Annotated in this window: 22 protein-coding genes; 14 read left to right on the plus strand and 8 right to left on the minus strand. The window is 39.2% G+C overall.

The features are described 5' to 3' along the window. Nucleotides 1-180 precede the first annotated feature (180 nt). From FVA72_RS10435 to FVA72_RS10450, 4 genes are all read left to right on the plus strand, one after another. Nucleotides 181-879 carry a cell envelope biogenesis protein TolA gene (locus FVA72_RS10435; protein WP_110591780.1) on the plus strand — a complete coding sequence of 233 codons (699 nt, stop codon included), beginning with the start codon at nucleotides 181-183 and terminating at the stop codon, nucleotides 877-879. A gap of 417 nt (nucleotides 880-1,296) precedes the next feature. Then, nucleotides 1,297-2,178: a protease HtpX gene (gene htpX, locus FVA72_RS10440; protein ID WP_004253918.1), complete on the plus strand. Its 882-nt coding sequence runs from the start codon at nucleotides 1,297-1,299 to the stop codon at nucleotides 2,176-2,178. A 345-nt stretch (nucleotides 2,179-2,523) separates the two neighbouring features. After that, nucleotides 2,524-3,906 carry an alanine/glycine:cation symporter family protein gene (locus FVA72_RS10445; protein WP_110591779.1) on the plus strand — a complete coding sequence of 461 codons (1,383 nt, stop codon included), beginning with the start codon at nucleotides 2,524-2,526 and terminating at the stop codon, nucleotides 3,904-3,906. 200 nt (nucleotides 3,907-4,106) lie between these two features. Further along, nucleotides 4,107-4,385 (plus strand): hypothetical protein, encoded by a 279-nt coding sequence (locus tag FVA72_RS10450; RefSeq protein ID WP_110591778.1) that lies wholly within the window; start codon nucleotides 4,107-4,109, stop codon nucleotides 4,383-4,385. Nucleotides 4,386-4,561: 176 nt separating this feature from the next. Here the strand turns inward: FVA72_RS10450 and FVA72_RS10455 are convergent, their stop codons facing one another. Further along, nucleotides 4,562-4,783, minus strand: coding sequence for a DUF2594 family protein (locus tag FVA72_RS10455; protein ID WP_004253922.1), 222 nt, complete (start codon nucleotides 4,781-4,783; stop codon nucleotides 4,562-4,564). A gap of 371 nt (nucleotides 4,784-5,154) precedes the next feature. On the opposite strand from FVA72_RS10455, the gene FVA72_RS10460 reads away from it, so the two are divergent. From FVA72_RS10460 to FVA72_RS10475, 4 genes are all read left to right on the plus strand, one after another. Next, on the plus strand, nucleotides 5,155-6,354 hold the full coding sequence (locus FVA72_RS10460; protein ID WP_110591777.1) for a sugar transporter: 1,200 nt from the start codon (nucleotides 5,155-5,157) through the stop codon (nucleotides 6,352-6,354). A 126-nt stretch (nucleotides 6,355-6,480) separates the two neighbouring features. Further along, nucleotides 6,481-6,813, plus strand: coding sequence for a DMT family transporter (locus FVA72_RS10465; protein ID WP_004254027.1), 333 nt, complete (start codon nucleotides 6,481-6,483; stop codon nucleotides 6,811-6,813). A gap of 46 nt (nucleotides 6,814-6,859) precedes the next feature. After that, nucleotides 6,860-7,159 carry a DUF333 domain-containing protein gene (locus tag FVA72_RS10470; protein ID WP_110591776.1) on the plus strand — a complete coding sequence of 100 codons (300 nt, stop codon included), beginning with the start codon at nucleotides 6,860-6,862 and terminating at the stop codon, nucleotides 7,157-7,159. A 280-nt stretch (nucleotides 7,160-7,439) separates the two neighbouring features. Then, nucleotides 7,440-9,722, plus strand: coding sequence for an FdhF/YdeP family oxidoreductase (locus tag FVA72_RS10475; protein ID WP_110591775.1), 2,283 nt, complete (start codon nucleotides 7,440-7,442; stop codon nucleotides 9,720-9,722). A 58-nt stretch (nucleotides 9,723-9,780) separates the two neighbouring features. Here the strand turns inward: FVA72_RS10475 and dsbB are convergent, their stop codons facing one another. Further along, nucleotides 9,781-10,296, minus strand: a complete 516-nt coding sequence (gene dsbB, locus FVA72_RS10480; protein WP_004254030.1) for a disulfide bond formation protein DsbB — start codon at nucleotides 10,294-10,296, stop codon at nucleotides 9,781-9,783. Between the two features lie 151 nt (nucleotides 10,297-10,447). Then, nucleotides 10,448-11,998 (minus strand): sodium/proton antiporter NhaB, encoded by a 1,551-nt coding sequence (gene nhaB, locus FVA72_RS10485; RefSeq protein ID WP_004254031.1) that lies wholly within the window; start codon nucleotides 11,996-11,998, stop codon nucleotides 10,448-10,450. A gap of 221 nt (nucleotides 11,999-12,219) precedes the next feature. Here nhaB and fadR point away from each other — a divergent pair, with 221 nt between their 5' ends. From fadR to FVA72_RS10505, 4 genes are all read left to right on the plus strand, one after another. Beyond that, complete coding sequence (gene fadR / locus FVA72_RS10490; RefSeq protein ID WP_094960513.1) at nucleotides 12,220-12,936, plus strand: fatty acid metabolism transcriptional regulator FadR; 717 nt, start codon at nucleotides 12,220-12,222, stop codon at nucleotides 12,934-12,936. Nucleotides 12,937-13,398: 462 nt separating this feature from the next. Then, complete coding sequence (locus FVA72_RS10495; RefSeq protein WP_110591774.1) at nucleotides 13,399-14,700, plus strand: D-amino acid dehydrogenase; 1,302 nt, start codon at nucleotides 13,399-13,401, stop codon at nucleotides 14,698-14,700. A gap of 61 nt (nucleotides 14,701-14,761) precedes the next feature. Beyond that, the gene (gene alr / locus FVA72_RS10500) at nucleotides 14,762-15,841 is read left to right on the plus strand and encodes an alanine racemase (protein WP_110591773.1); all 1,080 of its coding nucleotides are present in this window, start codon (nucleotides 14,762-14,764) and stop codon (nucleotides 15,839-15,841) included. A gap of 133 nt (nucleotides 15,842-15,974) precedes the next feature. Then, entirely contained in the window at nucleotides 15,975-16,727 is a 753-nt protein-coding gene (locus FVA72_RS10505; protein ID WP_004254041.1) for a MipA/OmpV family protein, read from the plus strand. Nucleotides 16,728-16,839: 112 nt separating this feature from the next. Here FVA72_RS10505 and FVA72_RS10510 read toward each other — a convergent pair whose 3' ends face one another. Beyond that, the gene (locus tag FVA72_RS10510) at nucleotides 16,840-17,721 is read right to left on the minus strand and encodes a D-hexose-6-phosphate mutarotase (RefSeq protein ID WP_110591772.1); all 882 of its coding nucleotides are present in this window, start codon (nucleotides 17,719-17,721) and stop codon (nucleotides 16,840-16,842) included. A 230-nt stretch (nucleotides 17,722-17,951) separates the two neighbouring features. Then, nucleotides 17,952-18,947, minus strand: coding sequence for a glyceraldehyde-3-phosphate dehydrogenase (gapA, locus tag FVA72_RS10515; protein ID WP_004254049.1), 996 nt, complete (start codon nucleotides 18,945-18,947; stop codon nucleotides 17,952-17,954). Nucleotides 18,948-19,302: 355 nt separating this feature from the next. Between gapA and msrB the strand changes: the two genes are divergently transcribed. Beyond that, entirely contained in the window at nucleotides 19,303-19,716 is a 414-nt protein-coding gene (gene msrB, locus FVA72_RS10520) for a peptide-methionine (R)-S-oxide reductase MsrB (RefSeq protein WP_004254053.1), read from the plus strand. Nucleotides 19,717-19,830: 114 nt separating this feature from the next. Beyond that, nucleotides 19,831-20,136, plus strand: a complete 306-nt coding sequence (locus tag FVA72_RS10525) for a YeaC family protein (RefSeq protein ID WP_004254056.1) — start codon at nucleotides 19,831-19,833, stop codon at nucleotides 20,134-20,136. 127 nt (nucleotides 20,137-20,263) lie between these two features. Here the strand turns inward: FVA72_RS10525 and pncA are convergent, their stop codons facing one another. The 3 genes from pncA to sppA all read right to left on the minus strand — a co-directional run bounded on the left by pncA (nucleotide 20,264) and on the right by sppA (nucleotide 23,956). After that, complete coding sequence (pncA, locus tag FVA72_RS10530) at nucleotides 20,264-20,890, minus strand: bifunctional nicotinamidase/pyrazinamidase (protein WP_004254059.1); 627 nt, start codon at nucleotides 20,888-20,890, stop codon at nucleotides 20,264-20,266. A 22-nt stretch (nucleotides 20,891-20,912) separates the two neighbouring features. Further along, nucleotides 20,913-21,932 carry an asparaginase gene (gene ansA / locus FVA72_RS10535; protein ID WP_004254063.1) on the minus strand — a complete coding sequence of 340 codons (1,020 nt, stop codon included), beginning with the start codon at nucleotides 21,930-21,932 and terminating at the stop codon, nucleotides 20,913-20,915. Between the two features lie 167 nt (nucleotides 21,933-22,099). Then, nucleotides 22,100-23,956, minus strand: coding sequence for a signal peptide peptidase SppA (sppA, locus tag FVA72_RS10540; protein ID WP_110591771.1), 1,857 nt, complete (start codon nucleotides 23,954-23,956; stop codon nucleotides 22,100-22,102). Nucleotides 23,957-24,137: the final 181 nt, after the last annotated feature.

A 24,137-nucleotide genomic window follows, 5' to 3' on the forward strand; every position in this document is an offset into this window, starting at 1 on the left:
ATTTATTGTTAATTTTGGTGTTTTTAGTCAGTAGCTATTAAATTAGTGCAGTTTTATTCTTTATTTATTTTATTTTCCAAAACGACTGACTGAAATTGATGATTAATTATAGGTTTCTTTACCTTTACTTAATTTATCCTAAACTTTTGGTATAGCTTTCCTTAACAACGAGACAATACCATGCGTAAATTATTTGTAGGATTAATGGCAGTTAGTGTAATGATGATTGCATCTATTAATACAGCGAATGCAAGAAATTACCCATGTTCTGGAAGTAAAGGGGGAATAGATCGCTGTGAAGATGGTAAATTTATTTGTAATGATGGTTCAACAAGTCGCTCAGAGCAAGTGTGTACCATAGAATTAAAAAATGATATTAACAGCAAAGCGAAAGCGGCTGGCGCTTCGATTGGTGCAGGTGTTGCTAAACAATCAAGTAAACCATCGGTTTCTGACTCAATAAAGAGCACGAGTGATAAAGCCAGTAAAACAGCCTCTGATAAAGCAAGCAAAGCCAGTGATAAAGCATCAGATACAGCTAAGACAGTAAAAGAAAAAGCCGCTAAAACGACAGATAAAGAATCAGCAAAAGCGGTGAAAGAAAAAGCTAGCAAAGCGACAGATAAAGAATCAGTAAAAGCGGTGAAAGAAAAAGCTAGCAAAACAGCAGATAAAGAGCCAGCAAAAGCAGTGAAAGAGAAAGCTAGCAAAACGGCAGATAAAGAGCCAGCAAAAGCAGTGAAAGAGAAAGCTAGCAAAGCGGCAGATAAAGAATCAGCAAAAGCGGTAAAAGAAAAAGCGTCTAAAGCCAAAGATAAAGAAACAGCTAAGACAGCAAAAGAGAAATCAACAAAATCGACTAAAGAGAAAACTAATTAGCGCGAGAACTAAACAACAGACAGCGATAGAACAGAATAGTGCCACTTAATGTGGCATTATTTTTTAATAGAGTGGAAGTAAAAGTAAATATTCATTCATTTGGCAAACAATATGAGTGATAATATAGATAAATACACTAAATTGTTTTTGGTGATTGGCTAACTAGCTTTATCGTTTCAATTACAAATAGCTTTGAATTTAAATGGTTACAAAATGAGCCTTTAAAAACAAATGGTTAAATTCTTACTAAAGAAGTTATCATTTATTTAGAGCATAATGATGAGTTTTGAACGCAGCTATGTAAAGTTATGTTATTTTTTAGGGTTTTCGCGTTAATGCACTTGAAAAAGTGTGAAAAAACCTTATTTATAAAGTAAATTCTACGTATATTTGTTTTTACCAAGGAATACATAAAAAATGATGAGAATTGCTTTATTCTTACTCACAAACTTAGCGGTTATGTTTGTGTTTGGGATAATCCTAAGCTTAACTGGGATCAGAGGTAGTAGTGTCCAAGGCCTCATGATCATGGCTGGCCTATTTGGTTTTGGTGGTGCTTTCATATCACTACTGATGTCCAAATGGATGGCTCTAAAATCAGTGGGTGGTGAGGTTATTGAAACTCCACGTAACCAAACAGAACAGTGGTTAGTATCAACTGTTGAGCGTCAAGCAAAACAAGTTGGAATTCAGATGCCACAAGTGGCTATTTATCATGCTCCAGATATTAACGCGTTTGCAACAGGGGCTCGCCGTGATGCTTCGCTTGTTGCAGTAAGTACTGGGCTATTAGAGAATATGAGCCGTGATGAGGCTGAAGCTGTTATCGCTCATGAAATTAGCCACATCGCGAATGGTGACATGGTGACGATGACCTTATTACAAGGTGTGGTGAACACGTTCGTCATCTTTATTTCACGTATTATCGCACAGGTTGCGGCAGGCTTTATGTCCAACAGTGATAACGAAAGTGAAAGTAGTAATGGTAACCCAATGGTTTATTTTGCGGTTTCCATGGTACTTGAAATCGTCTTCGGTATTTTGGCAAGCATCATTACTATGTGGTTCTCTCGTTATCGTGAGTTCCATGCGGACGCAGGTTCTGCAAAATTAGTCGGCCGTGAAAAGATGATAGCTGCATTGCAACGGTTGAAAACGAGCTATGAGCCACAAGAAGAAGGCCGTTTGATGGCGTTTTGCATCAATGGTCGTGGTAAAGCATTCAGTGAATTATTTTTATCACACCCACCATTAGACAAACGTATTGAAGCATTGCGCTCAGGTGAATATTTAAAATAGCCTAAATAATAGTCTAAAGTTAGCTTTAAATAGACAACGATTTTAGTATCTGCCCAGTAATAATTTAATTACTGGGCATTTTTTATCTATACAATATGGTAAATATGCTCCCTCAAAATACCCATTTACAGCTACAAACTCAATTCTAATTCTGACTCGCAATAAATTGTATTAATAACTGTAATCGATAAATCACAAGTGAGCTTACTCACAATCTTCTATTTTAAATGAAGAATTACTGAAAATTTGTTCGCTTTTATTTTACTTTTAATCTTTATTAGATTGATAAGGAATTGTTATGAATTCGATTGTTTTGTTAATTAATATGAATTAATTGGGGGTAGGATGGATTTGATAACTACGTGGTTAAGTGAACTAAATGGAGTGGTTTGGGGAGTACCAATGCTGGTTGGGATCTTAGGCGTTGGTATTTATATGCAAATCCGGCTTGCATTTTTACCGATAAGAAAAATTGGGACAGGTTTTAAGTTATTGTTTCAAAAGAATGAATCACGCGGTGAGGGACAAATATCACCTTTTAATGCATTAATGACAGCGTTATCGGCAACGATTGGTACAGGGAATATTGCCGGAGTTGCAACCGCAGTGGTCATGGGAGGGCCGGGAGCGTTATTCTGGATGTGGATGACGGCATTGGTAGGAATGGCAACAAAATACTCTGAGGCGGTGTTAGCTGTCCGTTTTCGTGAAGTCGATAAATATGGCCAATATATTGGTGGCCCAATGTACTACATTAAAAATGGATTAGGCCCTAAATGGATTTGGCTGGGAACACTGTTTGCCTTCTTCGGTGCATGTGCCAGTTTTGGTATCGGCAATACGGTACAAGCGAACTCAGTGGCAGATGTGCTAGAAAGTAACTTTGGTGTGCATAAATGGTTGACCGCAGGGGCTTTAGTTTTATTAGTTGGTGCGGTATTGATTGGTGGGCTGCGACGTATTTCTGATGTTGCAGGAAAACTTGTCCCATTTATGACTGTTGCCTATTTTGGCGCGGGGGTCATTGTGCTTGGTATTTATTTTACTGAGATCCCTGCGGCACTTTCTCTGGTTGTTACCTCGGCTTTTAACCCTGTTGCTGCTCAAGGTGGGTTTGCGGGGGCTGCTGTATGGGCTGCAATACGCTTTGGGGTTGCACGAGGCGTATTTTCCAATGAAGCAGGTTTGGGGAGTGCACCTATCGCCCATGCCGCTGCAAAAACACAAAACCCTATTCGCCAAGGACTCATTGCGATGTTAGGAACATTTATTGACACTATCATTGTGTGCTCTGTCACAGGGTTAACTATCATTATTACTGGTGGTTGGCTGACCAGTGAAACAGGCGCGACATTAACCGCATCATCATTCCAAACGGTAATTCCCGGTGGAAATTATATTGTTGCTATCGCATTAGCCGTGTTTGCATTTACCACTATTCTGGGTTGGAGCTTTTATGGCGAAAAATGTGTGCAATATTTATTTGGGTTGCGAGCAATAAAGCCGTACAGAGTTTTATGGCTGATTGCTTTACCTATCGGCGCAACACAATCACTTGATTTTGTTTGGTTGTTGGCAGATACACTAAATGCCATGATGGCGATCCCTAATTTGATTGCCTTGTTACTTTTAAGCCCTGTTGTTTATCGGTTAACACGTGACCATATAAAAGATGTGAACGCAGACAGCATTGATATGGCAAAACAGTTGTACGACAATAAATCATAATCTATTGATAATAAGCTTCATTTTAATAGTGAAGCTTATTATTTCATTAATATCTCTCCTCTCATTCATCAAGCCTATCGATAGGTAATATATAAATCATCTATTTTTATAGGTAAAATTACGGGATGGCGTTAAATGCGCTATGCTTAGAAGAGAAGTTGTAAACCATGCGTATTTTATAAATTAAACAAGGGGATAGAATGGATATTCTGGAGAAAACGTTATTGTTTGGTAATGATTTTTTGACAACGACAAATCCCGCTAGGTTAGTTCCGTTTAAATTTGAGATCTACCGTTCTGAGCAAGGTTTTTACCATCGGATTTATAAGCAAGTTGGTATGTCAGGCGCTAACTTTGGGCAAACGTTTGAAGTGTGGGCTTTTGAAGAACAGAAAAGTTGGGATAAGCAAACCAACGATACAACAGTCGATGAATATATTCAGCATTGCCAAGATATTTATAAACGGAATAATACATAAGTTGTAGAAAAAAAAGCCCCCTTCATAGGGTTCTGAAGGGGGAGCTAAATGAATAAAGAATGGTTTAATTCATGAACAAAGATAGATGATTTTCATGATTAAAACTTAGTTATTTGTGCAGTTTAAACCACTTTATAGCATGTATATCCTTAAAATAGCATTTATCGCTAAATAATCTATTGGCGATACGCTGTTTTTATCTGTTCTAACGTATTTTTATAGGTTTCTGCCTGTTTTTCGTCTTCCATTTGTGCAACTTCACGTTGCATCTTGACCAAAATCTTACCTGCATCAGCTTGGCCGATAGCTTTTAGCATATGCGTTAATAAGTTTTTTAGGCAAGTAACTTCATCTGCTAAGGTATTAACGTTAGGTTCAGTAGGAAAATGGTTTTTCATTAAAGCGGTCCTTTAAGCATAAAAAATAATAGTGAGATTGTAGCATAGAAAGTAATGCGATGTATTTTCAGATAACTGAATGTAATAAATATTCAGATAAATGACTTAGATTTGAACGAATAATGAAACAGAATAGTCGAGAGAATAAAAATAAGCAGACATGATATTGTTCTTGCCAATTAGGCAAAGAGGAGCCTTTATGAGTAATGAAAAAATGTGATACAATTCACATAAAAAGAGTTATTAGCAACCTAGCTTGCTTAGTGACAACTCAATCCTGTATGAAATACCAATATCCTTTCGCAGCAATTTTTACGCACAATTAAACCGTTGTGTATGTTATTTGTGGGAAAGTAAAGGCTAAGAGAAATATGACGCAAGTTTCTAGAAAAACAGCTTGGATCCGTGTAATAGCATTAGCGGTCGCTGCATTTGTTTTTAACACAACAGAGTTTGTGCCTGTAGCATTACTCAGTGATATTGCAAAAAGCTTTGATATGACGGTCGCACATACTGGATTGATGATAACAATCTACGCGTGGGTTGTGGCTTTGATGTCGTTACCTTTAATGCTATTAACCAGTAAAATAGAGCGTCGCAAATTATTAGCTTTTTTATTCGTTATTTTTGTTATTAGCCACATTATTTCAGGGTTTGCGTGGAGTTTTGATATTCTAATAGCAGGGCGTATTGGCGTTGCATTATCCCATGCGGTATTTTGGTCAATTACTGCATCTTTAGCTATTCGGGTTGCTCCTGCAGGTAAAAAAGCCCAAGCTCTTGGGTTATTAGCAACGGGGACCGCTTTAGCGACAGTATTAGGGCTTCCCCTTGGTCGAGTGGTTGGGCAGTTTTTAGGCTGGCGGGCGACGTTTTTAGGTATTGGTATCATTGCATTGTTTACTATGGTTGTGTTGATCCGTTTTTTACCTCGTTTACCAAGTGAACATTCTGGTTCGTTAAAAAGTGTTCCTATGCTATTCCAACGGCCTGCACTCGTAGGAATGTTCGCATTAACTGTTTTAGCTGTTACCGCACATTTTACAGCTTACAGCTATATTGAACCTTTTGTTCGAGAGGTTGCATTGCAAAGCCAAAATTTTGCTACTTTACTACTACTGATTTTTGGTGGTGCCGGTATTTTCGGAAGCGTAATGTTTAGTCGTTACAGCAGCAAGTTTTCATTATCATTTTTACCTGCAGCAATCGCATTTATGACAATTTGTTTATTATTGCTGATGCCATTAGGTAGAGATGTTTGGTCTTTGGTTATGTTATCAGTGTTCTGGGGAATGGCGATGATGTGCATTGGCTTAGGGATGCAAGTTAAGGTGATTGATTTATCTCCAGATGCTACTGACTTGGCAATGTCAATTTTCTCTGGAATTTTTAATATTGGTATTGGCGCTGGTGCGCTGTTAGGTAACCAAGTTATTGTTCATTTGGGAATGACTAAAATTGGTTATATTGGTGGTGCGATCGGTCTGATAGCCTTTGCTTTATGTGTTTATCTATTCAAGCGCTATAGTGAATCTCTTACTGATAGAATAGACGTAGCTACAAATCATTAACTCGTCTTAGCACCATGAAGTAGATATAAAAGCTCTGTGTCATTTTCAGGATAGACAGAGCTTTTTTGTTGTATATAGGAAAATAATAAGTTTCATTATTACTAATTCTAATAATAAGGAAAGGCGATGAAGGGGTTGGGTTTTTTGTTGATGTCTATTATTGCAGAAGTCATTGCGACGACAACATTGAAAGCATCTGATGGTTTTAGTCGTTTTTGGCCGTCTTTGATTGTTATTGTTGGCTATGCTGTCTCTTTTTGGGGGCTTTCGCAGGTAGTAAAAACAATGCCATTGGGTATTGCTTATGCAATTTGGTCAGGTTTAGGGATCGTGTTGGTTTCCGTCGCTGCAATTTATATTTACAACCAAAAACTCGATTTACCTGCAATTATTGGTATGCTATTAATTATTATTGGTGTTTTAGTCATCAATTTATTTTCAAAAAGCGGCGGGCACTAAACAGTTGGTGCAAAATGTTCAGGTAGCATGATAGGAGAAGCAGGGAATGAGGCATAGGGTTAATCATTTTTTTCAGTCAATAATAGCAATGTCACTTATTGGCGTTATATCTGTCATGTTATCTGCGTGTGGTAGTTCAAACGTGGATAAATCTGTGGAACATTCTGCGAGTCAGTATGCTCAACAAGTGGTCAATTTAGGCCCCGGTGCACAAGAAGCTTGTATGTCAGCGGGTGGGTTGCCCGCACTCACATTAGAATTAAATGGGTCACAAACTGCAGTATGCCAATTTGCGAATGGTAAACGTTGTGCTGTTGACATTATACAATCTGGCTCTTGTATATAACTCTTCTTTTTATGAAGTTAATTAATTTTCTTTTAATGGAAAGTTAATTAACTTCATGCATTTATTATAACTGAATGTTAAATTAATATTCATCATTTATTTTTTAATTATATTCTAATTACTCATTTATAAATCATCTAATTATGAACATCTATTTAAGTGTTTATTTTAATTATTGATATTTAACGGCGAAGTTACTAATATTAAATAATAAAGAAAAATTTAAATAATTATAAAAGCATATATAAAGATATTTCCATTTATTAAAGAGTAATGCCTAATGAAAAAGAAAATTGAAGAGTATGATGGCCCCGCTGCGGGTTGGGGGGCTGTAAAAGCAGTTGCAGAAGCTTTACGCGGCCAAATGAAAGTAGGGCACGATATCATTGCAATGTTTGAAATGAATAAGGTGGATGGCTTTGATTGCCCTGGCTGTGCGTGGCCTGACCCTGTACATACAGCATCATTTGATATTTGTGAAAATGGTGCAAAAGCAATTACTTGGGAAGCAACATCTAAAAAAACAACCCCAGAATTTTTTTCTAAATATACTGTAACAGAATTACTCGAATGGGATGACTTTCATTTAGAAGATGAAGGGCGTTTAACTCACCCCATGAAATATAATTCACAAACAGACAAATATGAACCTATCGAATGGGAAGAGGCCTTTCAGCAAATAGGTACGCGTTTACAAAGTTATTCAGACCCAAATACCGTTGAATTTTATACCTCCGGTCGTACTTCAAATGAAGCCGCATTCTTATATCAATTACTGGCTCGTGAATATGGAACAAATAATTTTCCAGATTGTTCAAATATGTGCCATGAGCCAACGAGTGTTGGTCTTGCTAACTCTATTGGTGTCGGTAAGGCGACGGTATTATTAGACGATTTTGATAAAGCGGATTTAGTTATTTGTATAGGTCATAACCCGGGGACTAACCACCCAAGGATGTTGAGCTCATTGCGTGAAGTTTCTAAACGCGGCGCAAAGATCATTGCAATAAACCCTTTAAGAGAGCGTGGTCTTGAGCGTTTTACCTATCCGCAAGACGTGTTAGAAATGCTGACGCTAGAATCTACACCTTTAGCGGGGCACTATTATAAAGTTCGTGTTGGTGGAGACACTGCGTTACTTAAAGGGGTTATGAAGTTATTGATTGAAAAGCACCAAGCCGCAGTAGATGCAGGAAAAGAGCCTATTCTCGATACTGATTTTATATCAACTCATACACAGGGTTATGAAGCTTTAAAAAATGACTTACTGACAACAAGCTGGAAGGATATTTTAAGGGTTTCTGGCTTGCCACGCGAGTCTATCGAAGAGATTGCAGACCTTTATATTGAAGCAAAAAGCACCATTATTTGTTATGGCATGGGGATCACTCAGCACGAACATGGTACGCAGAATGTTCAGCAATTAGTCAATTTGCTGCTACTTAAGGGTAATATTGGTCGGGAAGGTGCGGGTATCTGCCCATTGCGTGGCCACTCAAATGTGCAAGGTGATAGAACTGTTGGCATTACAGAAAAACCGTCAAAAAGCTTTTTAGACAAAATTGAACAACGATTTGGTTTTAAACCACCAAGCGAATTCGGTCATGCTGCAGTCGCGAGCATGCAAGCCATTTCTGAAGGAAAAGCGAATGCTTTAATTTGCATGGGAGGAAATTTAGCGGTTGCAATGCCTGATAAAGACGCTTGTTTTGCTGGTATGAAAAAGCTTGATTTAGCGGTTCATACTGCAACTAAACTAAATCGCTCCCATTTATTAACAGCTAAGCAAACATTCTTATTACCCGTATTGGGTCGCAGTGAAATAGACAGACAAAGCAGTGGTGTGCAATGTGTTACTGTAGAAGACTCAATGTCGATGGTTCACGCATCAAAAGGTTTACTTAAACCATGTAGCCCTTACCTTAAATCTGAGTGTGCGATAATCGCAGGAATAGCTAAAGCGGCAATACCTCAGAGTAAAGTCGAATGGGATGATTTTATCGGTAACTATGACTTGATCCGTGACGCAATGGAGGCGGTATTACCTGGCTTTGATGATTACAATGCACGTATTAAAATACCGGGAGGATTTCACCTGACAAACGCTGCTTCTGAGCGTCGTTGGTTAACTCAATCAGGTAAAGCTAATTTTGTACCGACAGAAGGCGTTATTGAAGACCCGAATTCAGCAGTAAACAGTGAATTGATTTTGGCAACATTACGCAGCCATGACCAGTATAATACTACAATTTATGGGCTAAATGACCGATACCGTGGTGTGTTTGGGCAACGAGATGTTGTTTTCATCAGTGGTGCAGAAGCCCAAAAACAGAAGTTACAGGCGGGAGATAAAGTGAATCTCATCGCATTAGACCGTGAACAAAAACCAACAAAACGGCGTTTAGATAACCTCACTGTGGTGATCTATGATATGGCAGACCGAAGTGTTGCCACTTATTTCCCTGAAGCCAATAATTTAATTTCATTAGATAATTTCGACCCGCAATGTGGTATTCCTGCGTATAAAAATATCCCTGTGAAATTAGAGAGAGTCATTCAATAGATAGATGTGATTGTTTAGGAACCCCAAATGTTGAATTTAACATTTGGGGTTTTAAAGATTATTTTTTGGCTGGGAAGAATTGGCTGATGATAACAATGATTGCAACTAAGAGATAAGCCGCGAAGATACCAATTAACCATTGTGGCATATCAAGCCCTAAGAATGCCCATTGCCTAACGGCACAGTCACCTGTTGCTTCAAACACTGCAGGGACCCACTCTTGTAATGGTAACCAATCAGGGAAATTAACGAAAAAATCGCAAGAAGCAAATGGAGAAGGATAAAGTTGTAGCATGGTATGTTCCCATGCAAGGTCTAAGCCACGCCAAGCAGAGTAAACCCAAATAAGAATTGCTACCCAGCGTATTACCATATTCCGTGGTGCTATTGCCCCAATTAAGCCAGCAACCATAATGCCAAGTAATGCAACACGTTCATAGACACACATAACACAGGGTTGTAGCTTCATCACATGTTGAAAATATAAGGCCGCACACTCGAGCATAAAGGCAATAAAGGCCATGAGTAGCCAAGCGCCTCTCCCTTGCGAGCAGTAGTTAAAAAATCTGAACATACTTAGTATCCTAATTGAGTAATGCGCACATTTTGCCTCTATCAGCTCGATAAAAAAAGCAATTAAAGTGAAATAATGCAATTTCAGATAAGGCTTTACCTAACATTACAATTAGCCATATTGGTATATGGCTAATTGTTTTAAAGTATAGTTACTGAGCGAATGTAATCAAACCGATACTTTCCATCCAATGAGTGATTGGTACTAGCCAGAGCTCTACTCCTAATAACCCGACAATAGTCATTACGATGGTATATGGAAGAGCCATCCAAACCATACGGCCGTAGGATAAACGGATTAGTGGAGATAACGCTGAGGTTAATAAGAATAAGAAAGCAGCTTGCCCATTAGGTGTTGCAACAGAAGGCAGGTTAGTACCTGTATTAATTGCTACGGCTAAGAATTGGTATTGTTCCATTGATACCAAACCTTCATTCGCTGCTTTTAAGGCTTCAGTAATGTAAACAGTCCCTACGAATACGTTATCTGATACGGCAGAGAGTAGGCCATTAAATAGATAGAATAATGATAATTGTGACGACTCAGAGGATTGCAGTACAAACTGAATAAATGGGGTGAATAGTTGTTGGTCAATGATTACGGCTACAATACTAAAGAAGACTGTTAATAATGCGGTAAAGGGTAACGCTTCCTCGAAGGCTTTCCCCAACGCATGTTCTTCTGTGATACCACAAAATGCGGTCGTTAGCACGATAACAGAAAGACCAATAAGGCCAACTTCCGCTAAATGGAAAGCAAGAGCAACGATTAGCCACACGCCAATTAAGCCCTGAACGACTAACTGTGCAAGATCTCTTTTGGTACGTTTAGCCGTCAGTTTTTTATCGTGCTCAGTCAAAATTTGACGTACAGAGTCAGGAAGCTCAGCACCGTAACCAAATAGCTTGAACTTTTCAACAACAAAACAGACAACCAAGCCACAAATAAAAACAGGTATGGTCACAGGAGCCATACGAATATAAAAAGTAATGAAGTCCCAATTAACATGCTTTGCAATGATAAGGTTTTGTGGTTCACCAACCATGGTCATGACACCACCAAGCGCGGTACCAATACCGGCATGCATCATTAAGCTACGTAAAAATGCCCTAAATTGCTCAAGGGTTTGCTTTTGCTCCGCACTATTAATGAAACCATCATTTTGTAGGTCAGTGTTGCTGGGCTGGTTAGAGGCATATTGGTGATAGATAGAATAAAAGCCAATTGAGACGCTAATGACGACGGCAATAACGGTTAATGCGTCTAAAAATGCGGATAAAAATGCACTTGCCATACAAAAAGCAAGGGAAAGAATGCGTTTAGAGCGCACGTTTATCAACAGTTTGGTGAAAACAAATAACAGTAATTGCTTCATGAAGTAGATACCAGCTACCATAAAAATCAGTAACAGGATGACTTCAAGGTTATTGCTAATTTCATGTGAAATTTGGGCAGGGGTGGTCATACCAATAATAACGGCTTCTATGGCTAAAAGACCACCTGGCTGCAATGGGTAACATTTAAGAGCCATTGCTAATGTGAATATGAATTCAACAACTAATAGCCAGCCTGCAACGAAGGGGCTGATGAAGTAAAAGATAATAGGGTTAATTATTAAAAATACAATAATTGCTAATTTGTACCAATCAGGTGAATTTCCCAGGAAATTTTTCAAAAAAGCAGTTTTTAAACTAAAATCCATTATGATTCGTTATCCTCTTTTATGCGGATGTCGTGTATTGTGCTATACATACTACTCTTATCTTTTGCGGATTTTAAGCTTATTTGCTAATTGAGAGCTTATGAATTATATGGAAATTCTATGATTTGCCTCACTCTTTATTTTCAGTCTAACTATATCAGACGATGACAATCTGGTATGATTTGCCCAATATCCGTCTAAATGTTTGGAATAATAAAAATATGGTTATTAAAGCTCAAAGTCCGGCTGGTTTCGCGGAAGAGTATATTATTGAGAGCATATGGAACAACCGCTTTCCACCAGGTTCAATTTTACCCGCAGAGCGTGAGCTTTCGGAATTAATTGGTGTGACACGAACAACCTTACGTGAAGTGTTACAGCGCTTGGCTCGGGACGGTTGGCTAACCATTCAGCATGGTAAACCAACTAAAGTGAATAACTATTGGGAAACGTCTGGTCTAAATATTTTGGAGACATTGGCTAGGCTAGATCACGATAGGGTGCCCCAGCTAATCGATAATTTATTGGCAGTACGTACCAATATCGCAGCTATTTTTATCCGTACAGCCTTTCGAAATAACCCCGAGAAATCAATAGAAGTATTAGCTGAGCGGGAAAAGGTTGAAGATAATTCAGATGCATTTAGTGATTTGGATTATAACATTTTCCGTGGTCTTGCATTTGCATCCGGTAACCCGATCTATGGCTTGATTATTAACGGCTTAAAAGGGCTTTATACCCGTGTTGGTCGCTATTATTTTTCGAACCCAGAAGCTAGGCGTTTAGCGTTAAATTTCTATCAACAATTAAGCCATCTTTGCCGTGAACAAGCCTATGACCGTATTATGGATTGTGTGCGTAATTATGGGAAAGAAAGTGGAATAATTTGGCATAGTATGCAAAGCAATATGCCTTCAGATTTAGCTCAAAGTCGCTAATTAATTAGTAGTTAAACACTTAAGGCCAGCATGTTGCATTGAATCTGCATGCTGGTTTTTTTATCGTTAATGATTGACAGTTTTTAGTCACATAGCCACCGAATACGAAAATGAAGCGGAAAAACCAATTTTTATTGGTTTTTTGAAATTTAATACTGACAAAACCCCTCGAATTGGTTTAATAAAATAAACATATTTTATTGGGCGCATCACTTGAATCGATAGAAAACTCTGAATTAACAAAATAGATAAATTGCCATTATTTTATCCAATTGAATTATAAGAATTTAAATTCATGCTGAAATTTTAGTCTAGTATTTAATATCGACATGTAAAACAAATGTGATGAAATTTAAATTTTTTAACTTTATTGTTAAAAGTGTTAATCCACCACATTGGCAAATAATTTCTAGAATATTATCCTAAAATAAATGATGCATATTTTTATTTTGCGGGGAAGCTATGAAAATTCTAGTGTTAGGTGCGGGAGTGATCGGTGTAACAACAGCATGGTATTTAGCACAAGAAGGGCACGAAGTGCTGGTGGTGGATAGACAACATGATGTAGCAGAGGAAACAAGCGCAGCAAATGCAGGGCAAGTATCCCCTGGCTATGCAACCCCATGGGGGGCTCCTGGTATCCCCCTTAAAGCCGTGAAATGGATGTTTGAAAAACATGCGCCCTTGGCAATACGTCCAGATGGTACGCTATTTCAACTGCGTTGGATGTGGCAGATGCTAAAAAACTGCGATATCCAACATTATGCGATGAATAAAAGCCGTATGGTGCGCATTGCAGAATACAGCCGTGATTGTATTCGCCAATTAAGAGTGGATACAGGCATTGAATATGAAGCTCGTCAAGGTGGCACCTTACAGCTTTTTCGTACGGCAGAGCAGTTTGATAATGCAGCGAATGATATTGCGGTCTTACAGCAAGAAGGTGTTCCATACGAATTATTGACGTCTAATGAATTAGTTAAAGCGGAACCTGCATTAGAGTTTGTCAAGCACAAGCTTACAGGGGGGTTGCGATTACCCAATGATGAAACAGGGGATTGCCAGCAGTTCACCAAAAAACTGGCTAAAATGGCGGAAAATGCAGGAGTCCAATTCAAATTTGGTAGCCGAGTTGAACAGATTTTAACCGAAGGTAACAAAGTTAGCGGCGTTAAAATTGATGGTGAAATTTTGCAAGCGGACCGATATGTGGTAGCGATGGGCTCTTATTCCACTTTAATGCTACAAAGTCTGGTTCAAATTCCGGTTTACCCACTCAAAGGCTATTCATTGACGATGCCAATTATTGATGAACAGCGTGCCCCAATGTCTACTATCTTGGATGAAACATACAAAATTGCAGTAACGCGGTTTGACAAGCGCATTCGTGTCGGTGGAATGGCTGAAGTCGTTGGGTTTAATTTGAATATCCTGAAAAAACGCTGCGAAACATTAAAAATGGTGGTACAAGATTTATATCAAGGTGGTGGTGATATTGCACAAGCGCAATTTTGGACGGGGCTGCGCCCAATGACACCGGATGGTACCCCAATAGTTGGGCCGACTGCATACAGTAATTTATATTTAAATACAGGGCATGGGACGCTGGGCTGGACAATGGCTTGTGGTGCAGGAAAACTGCTAGCAGATTTAATTTCAGGGAATACACCAGAGATAGCGTCTGATGATTTATCGGTATTTAGGTACCTTGATGGTTTTAATACCAAACTGGTTACTCATGGTGATTTAACTCCAGCACGTTAAGCGTTTGATGTTTTGGCATCATTGTAATTTTAGAATTAATTAAATGTACTAAGGAATTAAAATGCCGCGCCCTATAAGTGCTGTTATTCATCTACAAAATTTACAACATAATTTGGCTATTGTACGGCAACATGTTGGAAAATCGAAAATTTGGTCAGTCATGAAAGCAGACGGTTATGGTCACGGTATCAAGCAGATTTGGCCGGCATTAAAAGAAACGGATGGTTTTGGGGTATTGGATTTTGATGAAGCCATTTTATTGCGAAAAGAAGGGTGGAAAGGGCCAATTCTGTTGTTAGAAGGTTTCTTCCAGCCACAAGACTTACAATTGATTGACCAGTATAATTTAACAACCAGCGTTCATAGTGAGTGGCAATTGTTTGCTATTGAAAATGCACAATTATCATCACCTATTTCAGTCTATATAAAACTAAATAGCGGCATGAATCGATTAGGTTTTTCACCGAGCGAATACGAAAGTGTGGTACAACGGTTATCTAAAATGCCGAATGTACGCAGTTTAACGTTAATGAGTCACTTTGCTAATTCAGATACCAAAACGGGCGTTACTGAACCTTTTCAACAGATCCAGCAATTTGAACACTTATCTTTAGAAACCTGTATCGCAAATTCAGGGGCAACACTGTGGCATAAACACACACAATATGATTGGATTCGTACAGGTATTTTGTTGTATGGAGCTTCTCCAAGTGGAAAATCTACTGATATATCTGGGTTGAACTTGAAGGCGGCGATGACCTTACAGTCAGAAGTGATCGCTATCCATGAAATTCCAGCAGGTCAATCAATTGGTTATGGTAGCCGGTTTACATCGACTAAACCTATGCGTATTGCGACAGTAGCGTGTGGTTATGCAGATGGCTACCCTAGACATGCTGCCAATGGAACGCCTGTATGGTGCAAAGAAAAGCGTTGTGCGCTACTGGGGGCTGTTTCAATGGATATGCTGACAATTGATATCAGTGACTGTGGCGATGTTAAGCTTGGTGAGCGAGTGGAGTTATGGGGGCAAAACTTACCGGTTGATGAGGTTGCACAAGCTGCGGGGACAATTGGTTATGAGCTACTTTGTGCGCTAGCAAAAAGAGTTCCTGTTTCTTATGAAAATAAAGTAGAATAAATATTAATCAGTCACGCTAAAAACAGTTAAAATTTAGCTTTAAATGTGATTTCGATTAAGCATATTGGGATTATAGCTATATTGTTATAACATATAGCTGTGATCTATTTCTCATTATTTTTAGGTTGAATATATGTCAAAAGCAATTAAATTAACGACACTTGCGGTGGCTTTGAGTGTGTTATCTGGGGCCGCCTTTGCAGGAACTTGGTCAGTTGGTGGTTCAGTATTAGCACAGTCAACACCTTATAAAGGAATTAAGAGCCGTGATTATGTCACGCCAGTGCCTATAGTTAATTATGATAGTGAGAATTTCTATTTTCATACATTAGCAGCTGGTTATTATCTATGGAATGATACACAAGACCAGTTATCATTGGATGCTTATTATTACCCACAATTTTTTAAACCTAAAGACAATGATGATAAAGCAATGCGTGAATTAGACCGTCGCCGTGATACGGTGATGACTGGTCTGACTTATCGTCATAAAGCTGATTGGGGTACACTAAGAACGAATATTTCTGGTGATATCTTAGGTATCAGTAATGGTATTCGTGGTGAGTTTGCCTACCTGTATGGTTTTGAAGGTGATAAATGGTCAATCACTCCAGGCCTTGGTATTAAATGGGATAGTAAGAACCAAAACCGTTATGAATATGGCGTGTCTTCAAAAGAATCACGTAATAGCGGTTTAAAACGTTATAACCCAGGTTCAAGTTGGACACCATACATTGAAGTGACAGGAAATTACCGTTTTGATGAAAATTGGACTGTATTCGCAATGGGCCGTGTTGACCGTCTACCAAGTGAAGTGAAAGATAGCCCAATGGTAAATAAAGATGTTTCCGCCATTATGTGGACAGGTGTCACTTACACATTCTAAGTTTGTGATAGAAAATTAAATTAATTAGCCCCTGATATTCTTACAATTATCAGGGGCTAATTTTATCTATCTAGTTATCTACCTAGAAAATTTATATTCTTAGAATGGATAATTAATCTTGCGGCTTATTATCGCGACTGACCATCACTAAAGAAAGACGAGCAGGGTGTTGTGCTTCACTTTTCATCGGGACGTTGATCCTTGCAGTTTCTACACAAACCATTTGTTTGTACCCATTATTTGGCATGTCATCCATGCTACATGATAATTCTGCCCAAGGGTTCCAACAGACAACATCACTATTATGGTAATGGTGAATTTCTATTGTACGTGCCCAGCCATCATCACGTAATAAGCTGTATTCTTCCGGTTCTGAATAAATACGATCGGTGTGCTTATTAAATTTGAGTGGTTCATTCACATAAGCTTCTTTATCTGCGACTTTATCGAAGTAGTGGCCGCCTAACCCATAGACGGTGGTTTTTTGGATATCACTGATATTGAAATAACTATGCAATGCGGCAGTCGTTTCGAAATCTCCATAACTTTCTAATTCAAGTTCACATGTTTCCCCAAGTTTCATACGTAAGATCAGGGTGAACTCATGGGGCCATAATTTACGGGTATAGTCGGTATCCGTTAACGTGAAGGTTAAAATAACACCATCTTCATGTTCATTATGTGCGGTGAATTGCCAAGGTAAAATTCGTGCAAAACCATGACTAGGACTGGCAACAGGACCGAACCAAGGCCAACAAATAGGAATACCACCGCGAATAGCAACGCCTTCTTTAAAGGCACTTTCTGAACTTAGCCATAAGCAAGGTTTTTGCCCCGCGGGTTGCCAATCAATAAGTTGAGCGCCTTGTAAACTGACAGCACCACGTACTTTGGGATGTGAAATAACAATAAGTGGGAGCTCATCGAGTTGGCGTTGAGTAATGTAAGCAGAGACTTGTTTAATGACTGGTAGTGCAAAAAGTTTGTCGTGCATGGTATTAGGCCTGTGTTCATTCACTTAAATTATTTAGAAGTTCCTATGTGGCATACTTAAAGCCGCAGTGAATCGTATTCGTTCTAAAATAAGTCATGTTTATAGCGTATCCAATAGAAGATCAACCATAAGCGATATTGCAGAAAATATGAAGTGTTAATTTGTTATTGGATACGATACAAAAGAGCCGCCAAATTGGCGGCTCAGTTAGACAGATTACATTACAGCTCTTATTTAGAGATGTGAGCGATCAGGTCTAAAACTTTGTTAGAGTAACCCGTTTCGTTGTCATACCAAGAAACTAATTTAACAAAGTTGTCGTTCAGTGCGATACCTGCTTTAGCATCAAATACTGAAGTCAGTTTTTCACCGTTGAAGTCAGTTGATACAACGTCATCTTCAGTGTAACCCAGAACTCCTTTCAGTTCGCCTGCAGCTGCTTCTTTGATAGCATCACAGATTTGAGCATAAGTTGCTGGTTTTTCTAAACGAACAGTTAAATCAACAACTGATACGTTAGGAGTAGGTACACGGAAAGACATACCAGTCAGTTTACCGTTCAGCTCAGGGATAACTTTACCTACGGCTTTAGCAGCACCGGTTGATGAAGGGATGATGTTTTGAGCAGCACCACGACCACCACGCCAGTCTTTATGTGAAGGACCATCAACAGTTTTTTGTGTTGCAGTTGTTGCGTGAACTGTTGTCATCAGACCTTCAACGATACCGAACTTGTCATTGATAACTTTAGCCAGTGGAGCTAAGCAGTTAGTTGTACAAGATGCGTTAGAAACGATTTCTTGACCTGCGTAAGCTTTGTGGTTAACGCCCATAACGAACATAGGAGTATCATCTTTAGAAGGGCCAGTCAGAACAACTTTCTTAGCGCCAGCTTGGATGTGTTTACGTGCAGTTTCATCAGTTAAGAAGATACCTGTTGCTTCAGCAACGACGTCAACACCGACTTCGTTCCATTTCAGGTTTGCAGGATCTTTTTCTGCTGTTACACGGATTTTTTTGCCGTTTACAACTAGGTGACCATCTTTAACTTCAACAGTACCGTTGAAACGACCATGAGTTGAGTCGTATTTCAGCATGTATGCCATGTATTCTGCATCGAGCAGGTCGTTGATAGCAACGATTTCGATGTCAGAACGCTCTTGTGCAGCACGGAAAACGATACGGCCAATACGACCAAAACCATTAATACCTACTTTGATAGTCATAGTATTTCCACCAGCTATTTATTCGTGAATTAAGTTGTAGTTAAAGTTACCAAAACCTTGCCAGCCGTCAAGCGGAATCGTGTCAATTATTGAAAAAAATCAATTCTGATACCACCAATTGCTTATTTGTCAGCCACTTCAGCGGCAAATACAGCCGCACGTATTATCGGGATTGTACGGCATAATGAAACCATCTATCAGTGATATATGTGATACGGTTCACAAATCAAAACGGAAAGTAAGATGCTTCTTAGTTTAGAATAGTTTTACAGAAAATGTTGTTAATTTTTTGTTGATTGAAATTGATGTATGATAACCATCAACCACTTTAGTTATTTAAATATTTAGGTATGACATGTCAAGTAAAGATAAACAACCTATTGATATTTCAGAATTAAATGAGATGCAGCGTTACGTTACACAGCAAGCGGGTACCGAGCCGCCATTTAGTGGCCAATTATTGCATAACCGTAAAGAAGGTGTGTACGAGTGCTTATGCTGTGGTTCACCTTTATTTATGTCTGAGACCAAATTTGATGCAGGTTGTGGGTGGCCAAGTTTTTACCAACCCGTCAATGAAGAGGCAATCAAATACATTGAGGATTTCTCTCATGGGATGCACCGCATTGAAGTTCGCTGTCAACACTGTAATGCGCATTTAGGGCATGTGTTTCCAGATGGTCCTCAGCCTACTGGTCAGCGTTACTGCATTAATTCAGCATCATTAAGCTTTATTGATGACGATAGCGGTGAAAAGACGCGTGGATAAATAGCTGAAGCGTGCTGAAGCCATTTTTTTAGAATGACAAAAACGATTCAGCTATTGGCTGAAATCAAGAATAATAAAATAATGAGTGAATTATGTATTTGAAGGAGCTTTACCGTGAGCGTTGAAGTCAGTCCTGAGCAACTTGAACAATTATTAGCAGTGATGACCCCTGAAATTTATGAACGCCTTGTGACCGCTGTTGAGCTCGGTAAATGGCCAGATGGTGTGATGTTAACGCCAGAACAAAAAGAACATAGCTTACAAATGGTATTATTGTGGCAGTCACGGCATAACCATGACCCTGAGCATATGACGGTAGGGACTAATGGTGAAATTACGATGAAGAGCAAGCAAGAGCTAAAAACGTTGTTTCAAGGTGAGATGTTAGCAACATTAAAACCGCAAAATAATGATGAATAGCGGTTGCTCTAGAGAATAGCTTGTTTATTCAATATGATGCTGCATAGTGACAGTGTCACTAAAACAAGTTTTCTCAATTACTAGATTTTCAATTATTACATGAGAAAACTTGTCCATAAAACATGTCCTAATGCAGGTCGGTTAATGTAATTAACCTCGCACCTTGATTTTGCATTTCGACTAAAGCTTCTTGGCTGTCATTGGCCCCGAGATTGACGCCTCTACACCCATCGACTAAAACATCTACGGTATAACCTAATTTTAACGCATCTAACACGGTAAACTTGACACAGTAATCCGTCGCAATTCCCATAATAATTAAATGCGAAATATGGTGTTCTTGTAGCCACGTATGTAGGCGCGTTTGGCTAATTTTATCATTATCAAAAAAGGCACTATAGCTATCAACCTGGGGGTTTTCCCCTTTGGTAAAAATTGCACTAATAAGCGATTGATTTAAATTTTTGTGTAATTCAGCGCCATGTTCACCTTGTACGCAATGAATAGGCCACCAAACTTGTGTAATACCATTTAGCTCACCGACTTCGCCAATTTGAGTATTTGAATTGGCCGCGAAACTAAGGTGTGTCGCAGGGTGCCAATCTTGGCTTGCAATGATGTCTATCTGTTTTTGTTGGCAAATATCCATCGCTTTATTAGCAACATCAATAACATGTTCGCTTTCATTTACTGCTAATGTGCCACCCGTGCAGAAATCGTTTTGTAAATCGACTAACAGTAATGCTGCTTTCATTATGTCCTCAGTATGTTATCTGTTATTCATCAGCATAGCTCAACTCGCCGCGTAAATTATTCTGCATTAACTCACGGATTAACGCAGGGGTATAATTTTGACTCAGTAAGTAGTGCAATTTACTTAAGGCGGCTTCAAAAGTCATGTCATATCCACTTATCACACCCGCTTCTGCAAGTGCGTGTCCTGTGGCGTAGCCTTCCATATTAACACGTCCAGAAATACATTGTGTCAGGTTCACCACAATAATCCCTCGGTTCGTTGCTTCACGGAGTATGCGAAGTAATTCAGGCTGCTGAGGGGCATTACCGACACCGTAAGAGCGCAATATTAGCGCTTTAACGGGTTGTTGGAGAATGTTGCGTACAATTTCAATTGATAGCCCTGGATAAAGTGTCACAACGCCGATAGGTTGAGGTGTAATTCGGTGACTTTTAAATTCACCTATACCAATAGGCGCAGGGCACGTATTAAATGAGCGAATATGAATGCCAGCTTCCATTAATGGCGAACAGTTAGGTGAACTGAAAGCATCAAAGCCATCTGCATGGGCCTTAACAGTGCGGTTACCGCGATATAATTTATTATTGAAAAATAATCCCACTTCATTAATGGGGTAGTTTGCTGCTAAATATAATGCATTTAGTAGATTAGTTTGCCCATCAGAACGTAATGCTTCTAAAGGGATTTGTGACCCTGTCACTATTACGGGTTTTTTCAAGTTTTCAAACATGAAAGATAACGCTGAGGCGGTGAAAGCCATCGTGTCAGTGCCATGTAATATGACAAACCCATCATAAAGTGGATAGTTCTCACGTATATCATCAGCGATAAGTTGCCAGTCTTCAGGAGTGATATCAGATGAATCAATTAAAGGCTGATGTTCACGGATCGTAAACTCAGGCATTTCAGGGCGGTGAAACTCGGGCATCTGAGCTAACTGAGCTTGCAAATGGCCGGAAACAGGAATATATCCCTGTGGTGAATGGCGCATGCCAATTGTTCCACCAGTGTAAACAACATAAATTGATTTCTTCTGCATCTTATTACCTAATTTATCCAACTTATCGAAGGAGAGTGATTATCAGGATTTTGACGTATTTGTTAGCGTATTACTATCGTTAACTTGCGAATAGTTAGATTGATATGAGGTTATTGATGGGTTTGTGAGAGAAATCCCCTTCATTGAATCTGAAGGGGATTCAGCGATTAGTTAATTTCCGCGCAATTTAAACAAAAAGCATAGCGGTTTTGTGGGTCATTCATTTTTAAGAAAAATTGCGCTTGTTGGCGGATATCCGTCGCGACTGCTGGTGGTAAAAATACGTGTAGCACATCCGGCATGGCGGCTTGAACGTTTGTCGTTAATTCAAGTAACAATTGATCCATAAAGGTCAACTCAGGCTTCATCCAATCTAACTTAACGTCAGTGAGTTTAGCGAGCTCAGCAGCTTTATCTACGGCATTATCAAAATCACCTAGTTGGTCTACAAGACCATTTTTAAGCGCGTCTTGCCCAATCCATACACGGCCTTGAGCGATTTGGTCTATCTCTGCCGGTGTTTTATGGCGAGATTTAGCCACTAAGCCAATAAATGTCTCATAGCCATTCTCAATGGTAATTTGCATCATGTCAGCAAATTGTGGGCTGATCCCTTTAGTCAAAGAAATATCGGCTAATGGCGACGTTGATACGCCATCAGTATATACCCCTATAGAATCTAAAGATTTTTCAAAGGTATTAATTACGCCAAATATACCAATCGAACCAGTCAGCGTGTTTGGACTGGCAATGATATAGTCCGCTGGAGTTGAGACCCAATACCCCCCAGATGCAGCCATTCCCCCCATAGATACAACAACAGGTTTACCTGCAGCATGAGCAGAAGCCAGTTCACTGCGGATCAAATCAGAAGCGCTTACGCTACCACCTGGACTGTTAACGCGCAAAACTATCGCTTTAATATTATCATCAAGGCGAGCGTCACGAATTTGTGCTGCGATGGTATCGCCTCCTGCAATCCCAGCCGTTTGTGGGCCATCCATGATAGCACCTTGAACGACAATCACGGCGATATTGCCACTTTGATTAGCATTGGTATCTGCTATTTTAGTGGAATAATCATAGATACTAATATTATTGAATTGTTTATCTTCTTTATTCCAGCCAAAGTGTTTACTGAGTAAATCTTCAACTTGTTCGTTAGTATAAAGTTTATCAACCAATTTTTGTTTTAACGCGTATTGTGCGCTATCGCCTTTGACTGAACGTAATTTCTCTAAAATAGCATCAGCCCCAGGAAAAATTTGTGTGCTGGTCGTATTACGGTTTTTGGCGATTTCTGTGAGGTAATTGTTCCAAAGGGCATCCAGCCACTGTTTATTGGCTAAACGTGCTTCAGGGGACATCTCATCACGCATTAATGGTTCAACCGCTGATTTATAGGTACCAACACGGAAAATATGGCTACTAACTTTAAGTTTTTCTAACAGTGACTTGTAGTAGAGCCCATTTGTTGCAAAGCCATATACCCCAACAGCACCTTGCGGTGTGAGGTAAATATCATCAGCGTAACTGGCGAGGTAGTATTGCGATTGATTATAACTGTTACCAATGGCGTAAACCTGTTTTCCTGAACTTTTAAACTCATTAATTGCTTTACCGATATAAGCGAGAGAGGGCTGATCGGCTCCAGCTAAATCATCTAAGCGTAATACCATCCCTGTAATGCGGTCATCATTTGCAGCGGTGCGAATGGTGTCAACGATGTCGAATAGTGAATTCTCTTGCATACGGCTGTTTGAGGTACCAAGTAATTCACGGCTCATACGACCAAATGGGTCTGGAGTAGAGACTTGGTCTACGATAACCCCCTGTAAATCCACATACAAAGCACCAAAATAATTTTTTTCGGGTTGAGTCTCTGTCTGATAAAGAGCAATCGACCCAATAACAACAAAAAATAATACTAAGAAAATGGCGTTGAAAACGAATTCCCTAATAAAGTTCAGTGCTCGCCAGCTAATTCTAAAAATGGTAGCGATGATGTCCCATAGTTGACGCATGTTTTCTCCTATCCTGCATATTCTGCACCACAAGGGTGTTGGCTTCATTTGTTTGCCGTTGACTTATGGCACAAACTATTTTTGGATATTACATAAATAGTTCTTTCTACAGTTGGGTTACTTCAGCCTGTAGCACGAATTAACAACAATATACTCAAAAGCAAATCTGTTACCCGATCAC

This window comes from Providencia sp. PROV061, assembly GCF_011045655.1.
Taxonomy (GTDB): domain Bacteria; phylum Pseudomonadota; class Gammaproteobacteria; order Enterobacterales; family Enterobacteriaceae; genus Providencia; species Providencia hangzhouensis.

Excerpts from the sequence above, each read along its gene's own strand:
- FVA72_RS10435 (WP_110591780.1), top strand. The coding sequence starts at position 181 with ATGCGTAAATTATTTGTAGGATTAATGGCAGTTAGTGTAATGATGATT.
- htpX (WP_004253918.1), top strand. The coding sequence starts at position 1,297 with ATGATGAGAATTGCTTTATTCTTACTCACAAACTTAGCGGTTATGTTT.
- FVA72_RS10445 (WP_110591779.1), top strand. The coding sequence starts at position 2,524 with ATGGATTTGATAACTACGTGGTTAAGTGAACTAAATGGAGTGGTTTGG.
- FVA72_RS10450 (WP_110591778.1), top strand. The coding sequence starts at position 4,107 with ATGGATATTCTGGAGAAAACGTTATTGTTTGGTAATGATTTTTTGACA.
- FVA72_RS10455 (WP_004253922.1), bottom strand. The coding sequence starts at position 4,783 with ATGAAAAACCATTTTCCTACTGAACCTAACGTTAATACCTTAGCAGAT.
- FVA72_RS10460 (WP_110591777.1), top strand. The coding sequence starts at position 5,155 with ATGACGCAAGTTTCTAGAAAAACAGCTTGGATCCGTGTAATAGCATTA.
- FVA72_RS10465 (WP_004254027.1), top strand. The coding sequence starts at position 6,481 with ATGAAGGGGTTGGGTTTTTTGTTGATGTCTATTATTGCAGAAGTCATT.
- FVA72_RS10470 (WP_110591776.1), top strand. The coding sequence starts at position 6,860 with ATGAGGCATAGGGTTAATCATTTTTTTCAGTCAATAATAGCAATGTCA.
- FVA72_RS10475 (WP_110591775.1), top strand. The coding sequence starts at position 7,440 with ATGAAAAAGAAAATTGAAGAGTATGATGGCCCCGCTGCGGGTTGGGGG.
- dsbB (WP_004254030.1), bottom strand. The coding sequence starts at position 10,296 with ATGTTCAGATTTTTTAACTACTGCTCGCAAGGGAGAGGCGCTTGGCTA.
- nhaB (WP_004254031.1), bottom strand. The coding sequence starts at position 11,998 with ATGGATTTTAGTTTAAAAACTGCTTTTTTGAAAAATTTCCTGGGAAAT.
- fadR (WP_094960513.1), top strand. The coding sequence starts at position 12,220 with ATGGTTATTAAAGCTCAAAGTCCGGCTGGTTTCGCGGAAGAGTATATT.
- FVA72_RS10495 (WP_110591774.1), top strand. The coding sequence starts at position 13,399 with ATGAAAATTCTAGTGTTAGGTGCGGGAGTGATCGGTGTAACAACAGCA.
- alr (WP_110591773.1), top strand. The coding sequence starts at position 14,762 with ATGCCGCGCCCTATAAGTGCTGTTATTCATCTACAAAATTTACAACAT.
- FVA72_RS10505 (WP_004254041.1), top strand. The coding sequence starts at position 15,975 with ATGTCAAAAGCAATTAAATTAACGACACTTGCGGTGGCTTTGAGTGTG.
- FVA72_RS10510 (WP_110591772.1), bottom strand. The coding sequence starts at position 17,721 with ATGCACGACAAACTTTTTGCACTACCAGTCATTAAACAAGTCTCTGCT.
- gapA (WP_004254049.1), bottom strand. The coding sequence starts at position 18,947 with ATGACTATCAAAGTAGGTATTAATGGTTTTGGTCGTATTGGCCGTATC.
- msrB (WP_004254053.1), top strand. The coding sequence starts at position 19,303 with ATGTCAAGTAAAGATAAACAACCTATTGATATTTCAGAATTAAATGAG.
- pncA (WP_004254059.1), bottom strand. The coding sequence starts at position 20,890 with ATGAAAGCAGCATTACTGTTAGTCGATTTACAAAACGATTTCTGCACG.
- ansA (WP_004254063.1), bottom strand. The coding sequence starts at position 21,932 with ATGCAGAAGAAATCAATTTATGTTGTTTACACTGGTGGAACAATTGGC.
- sppA (WP_110591771.1), bottom strand. The coding sequence starts at position 23,956 with ATGCGTCAACTATGGGACATCATCGCTACCATTTTTAGAATTAGCTGG.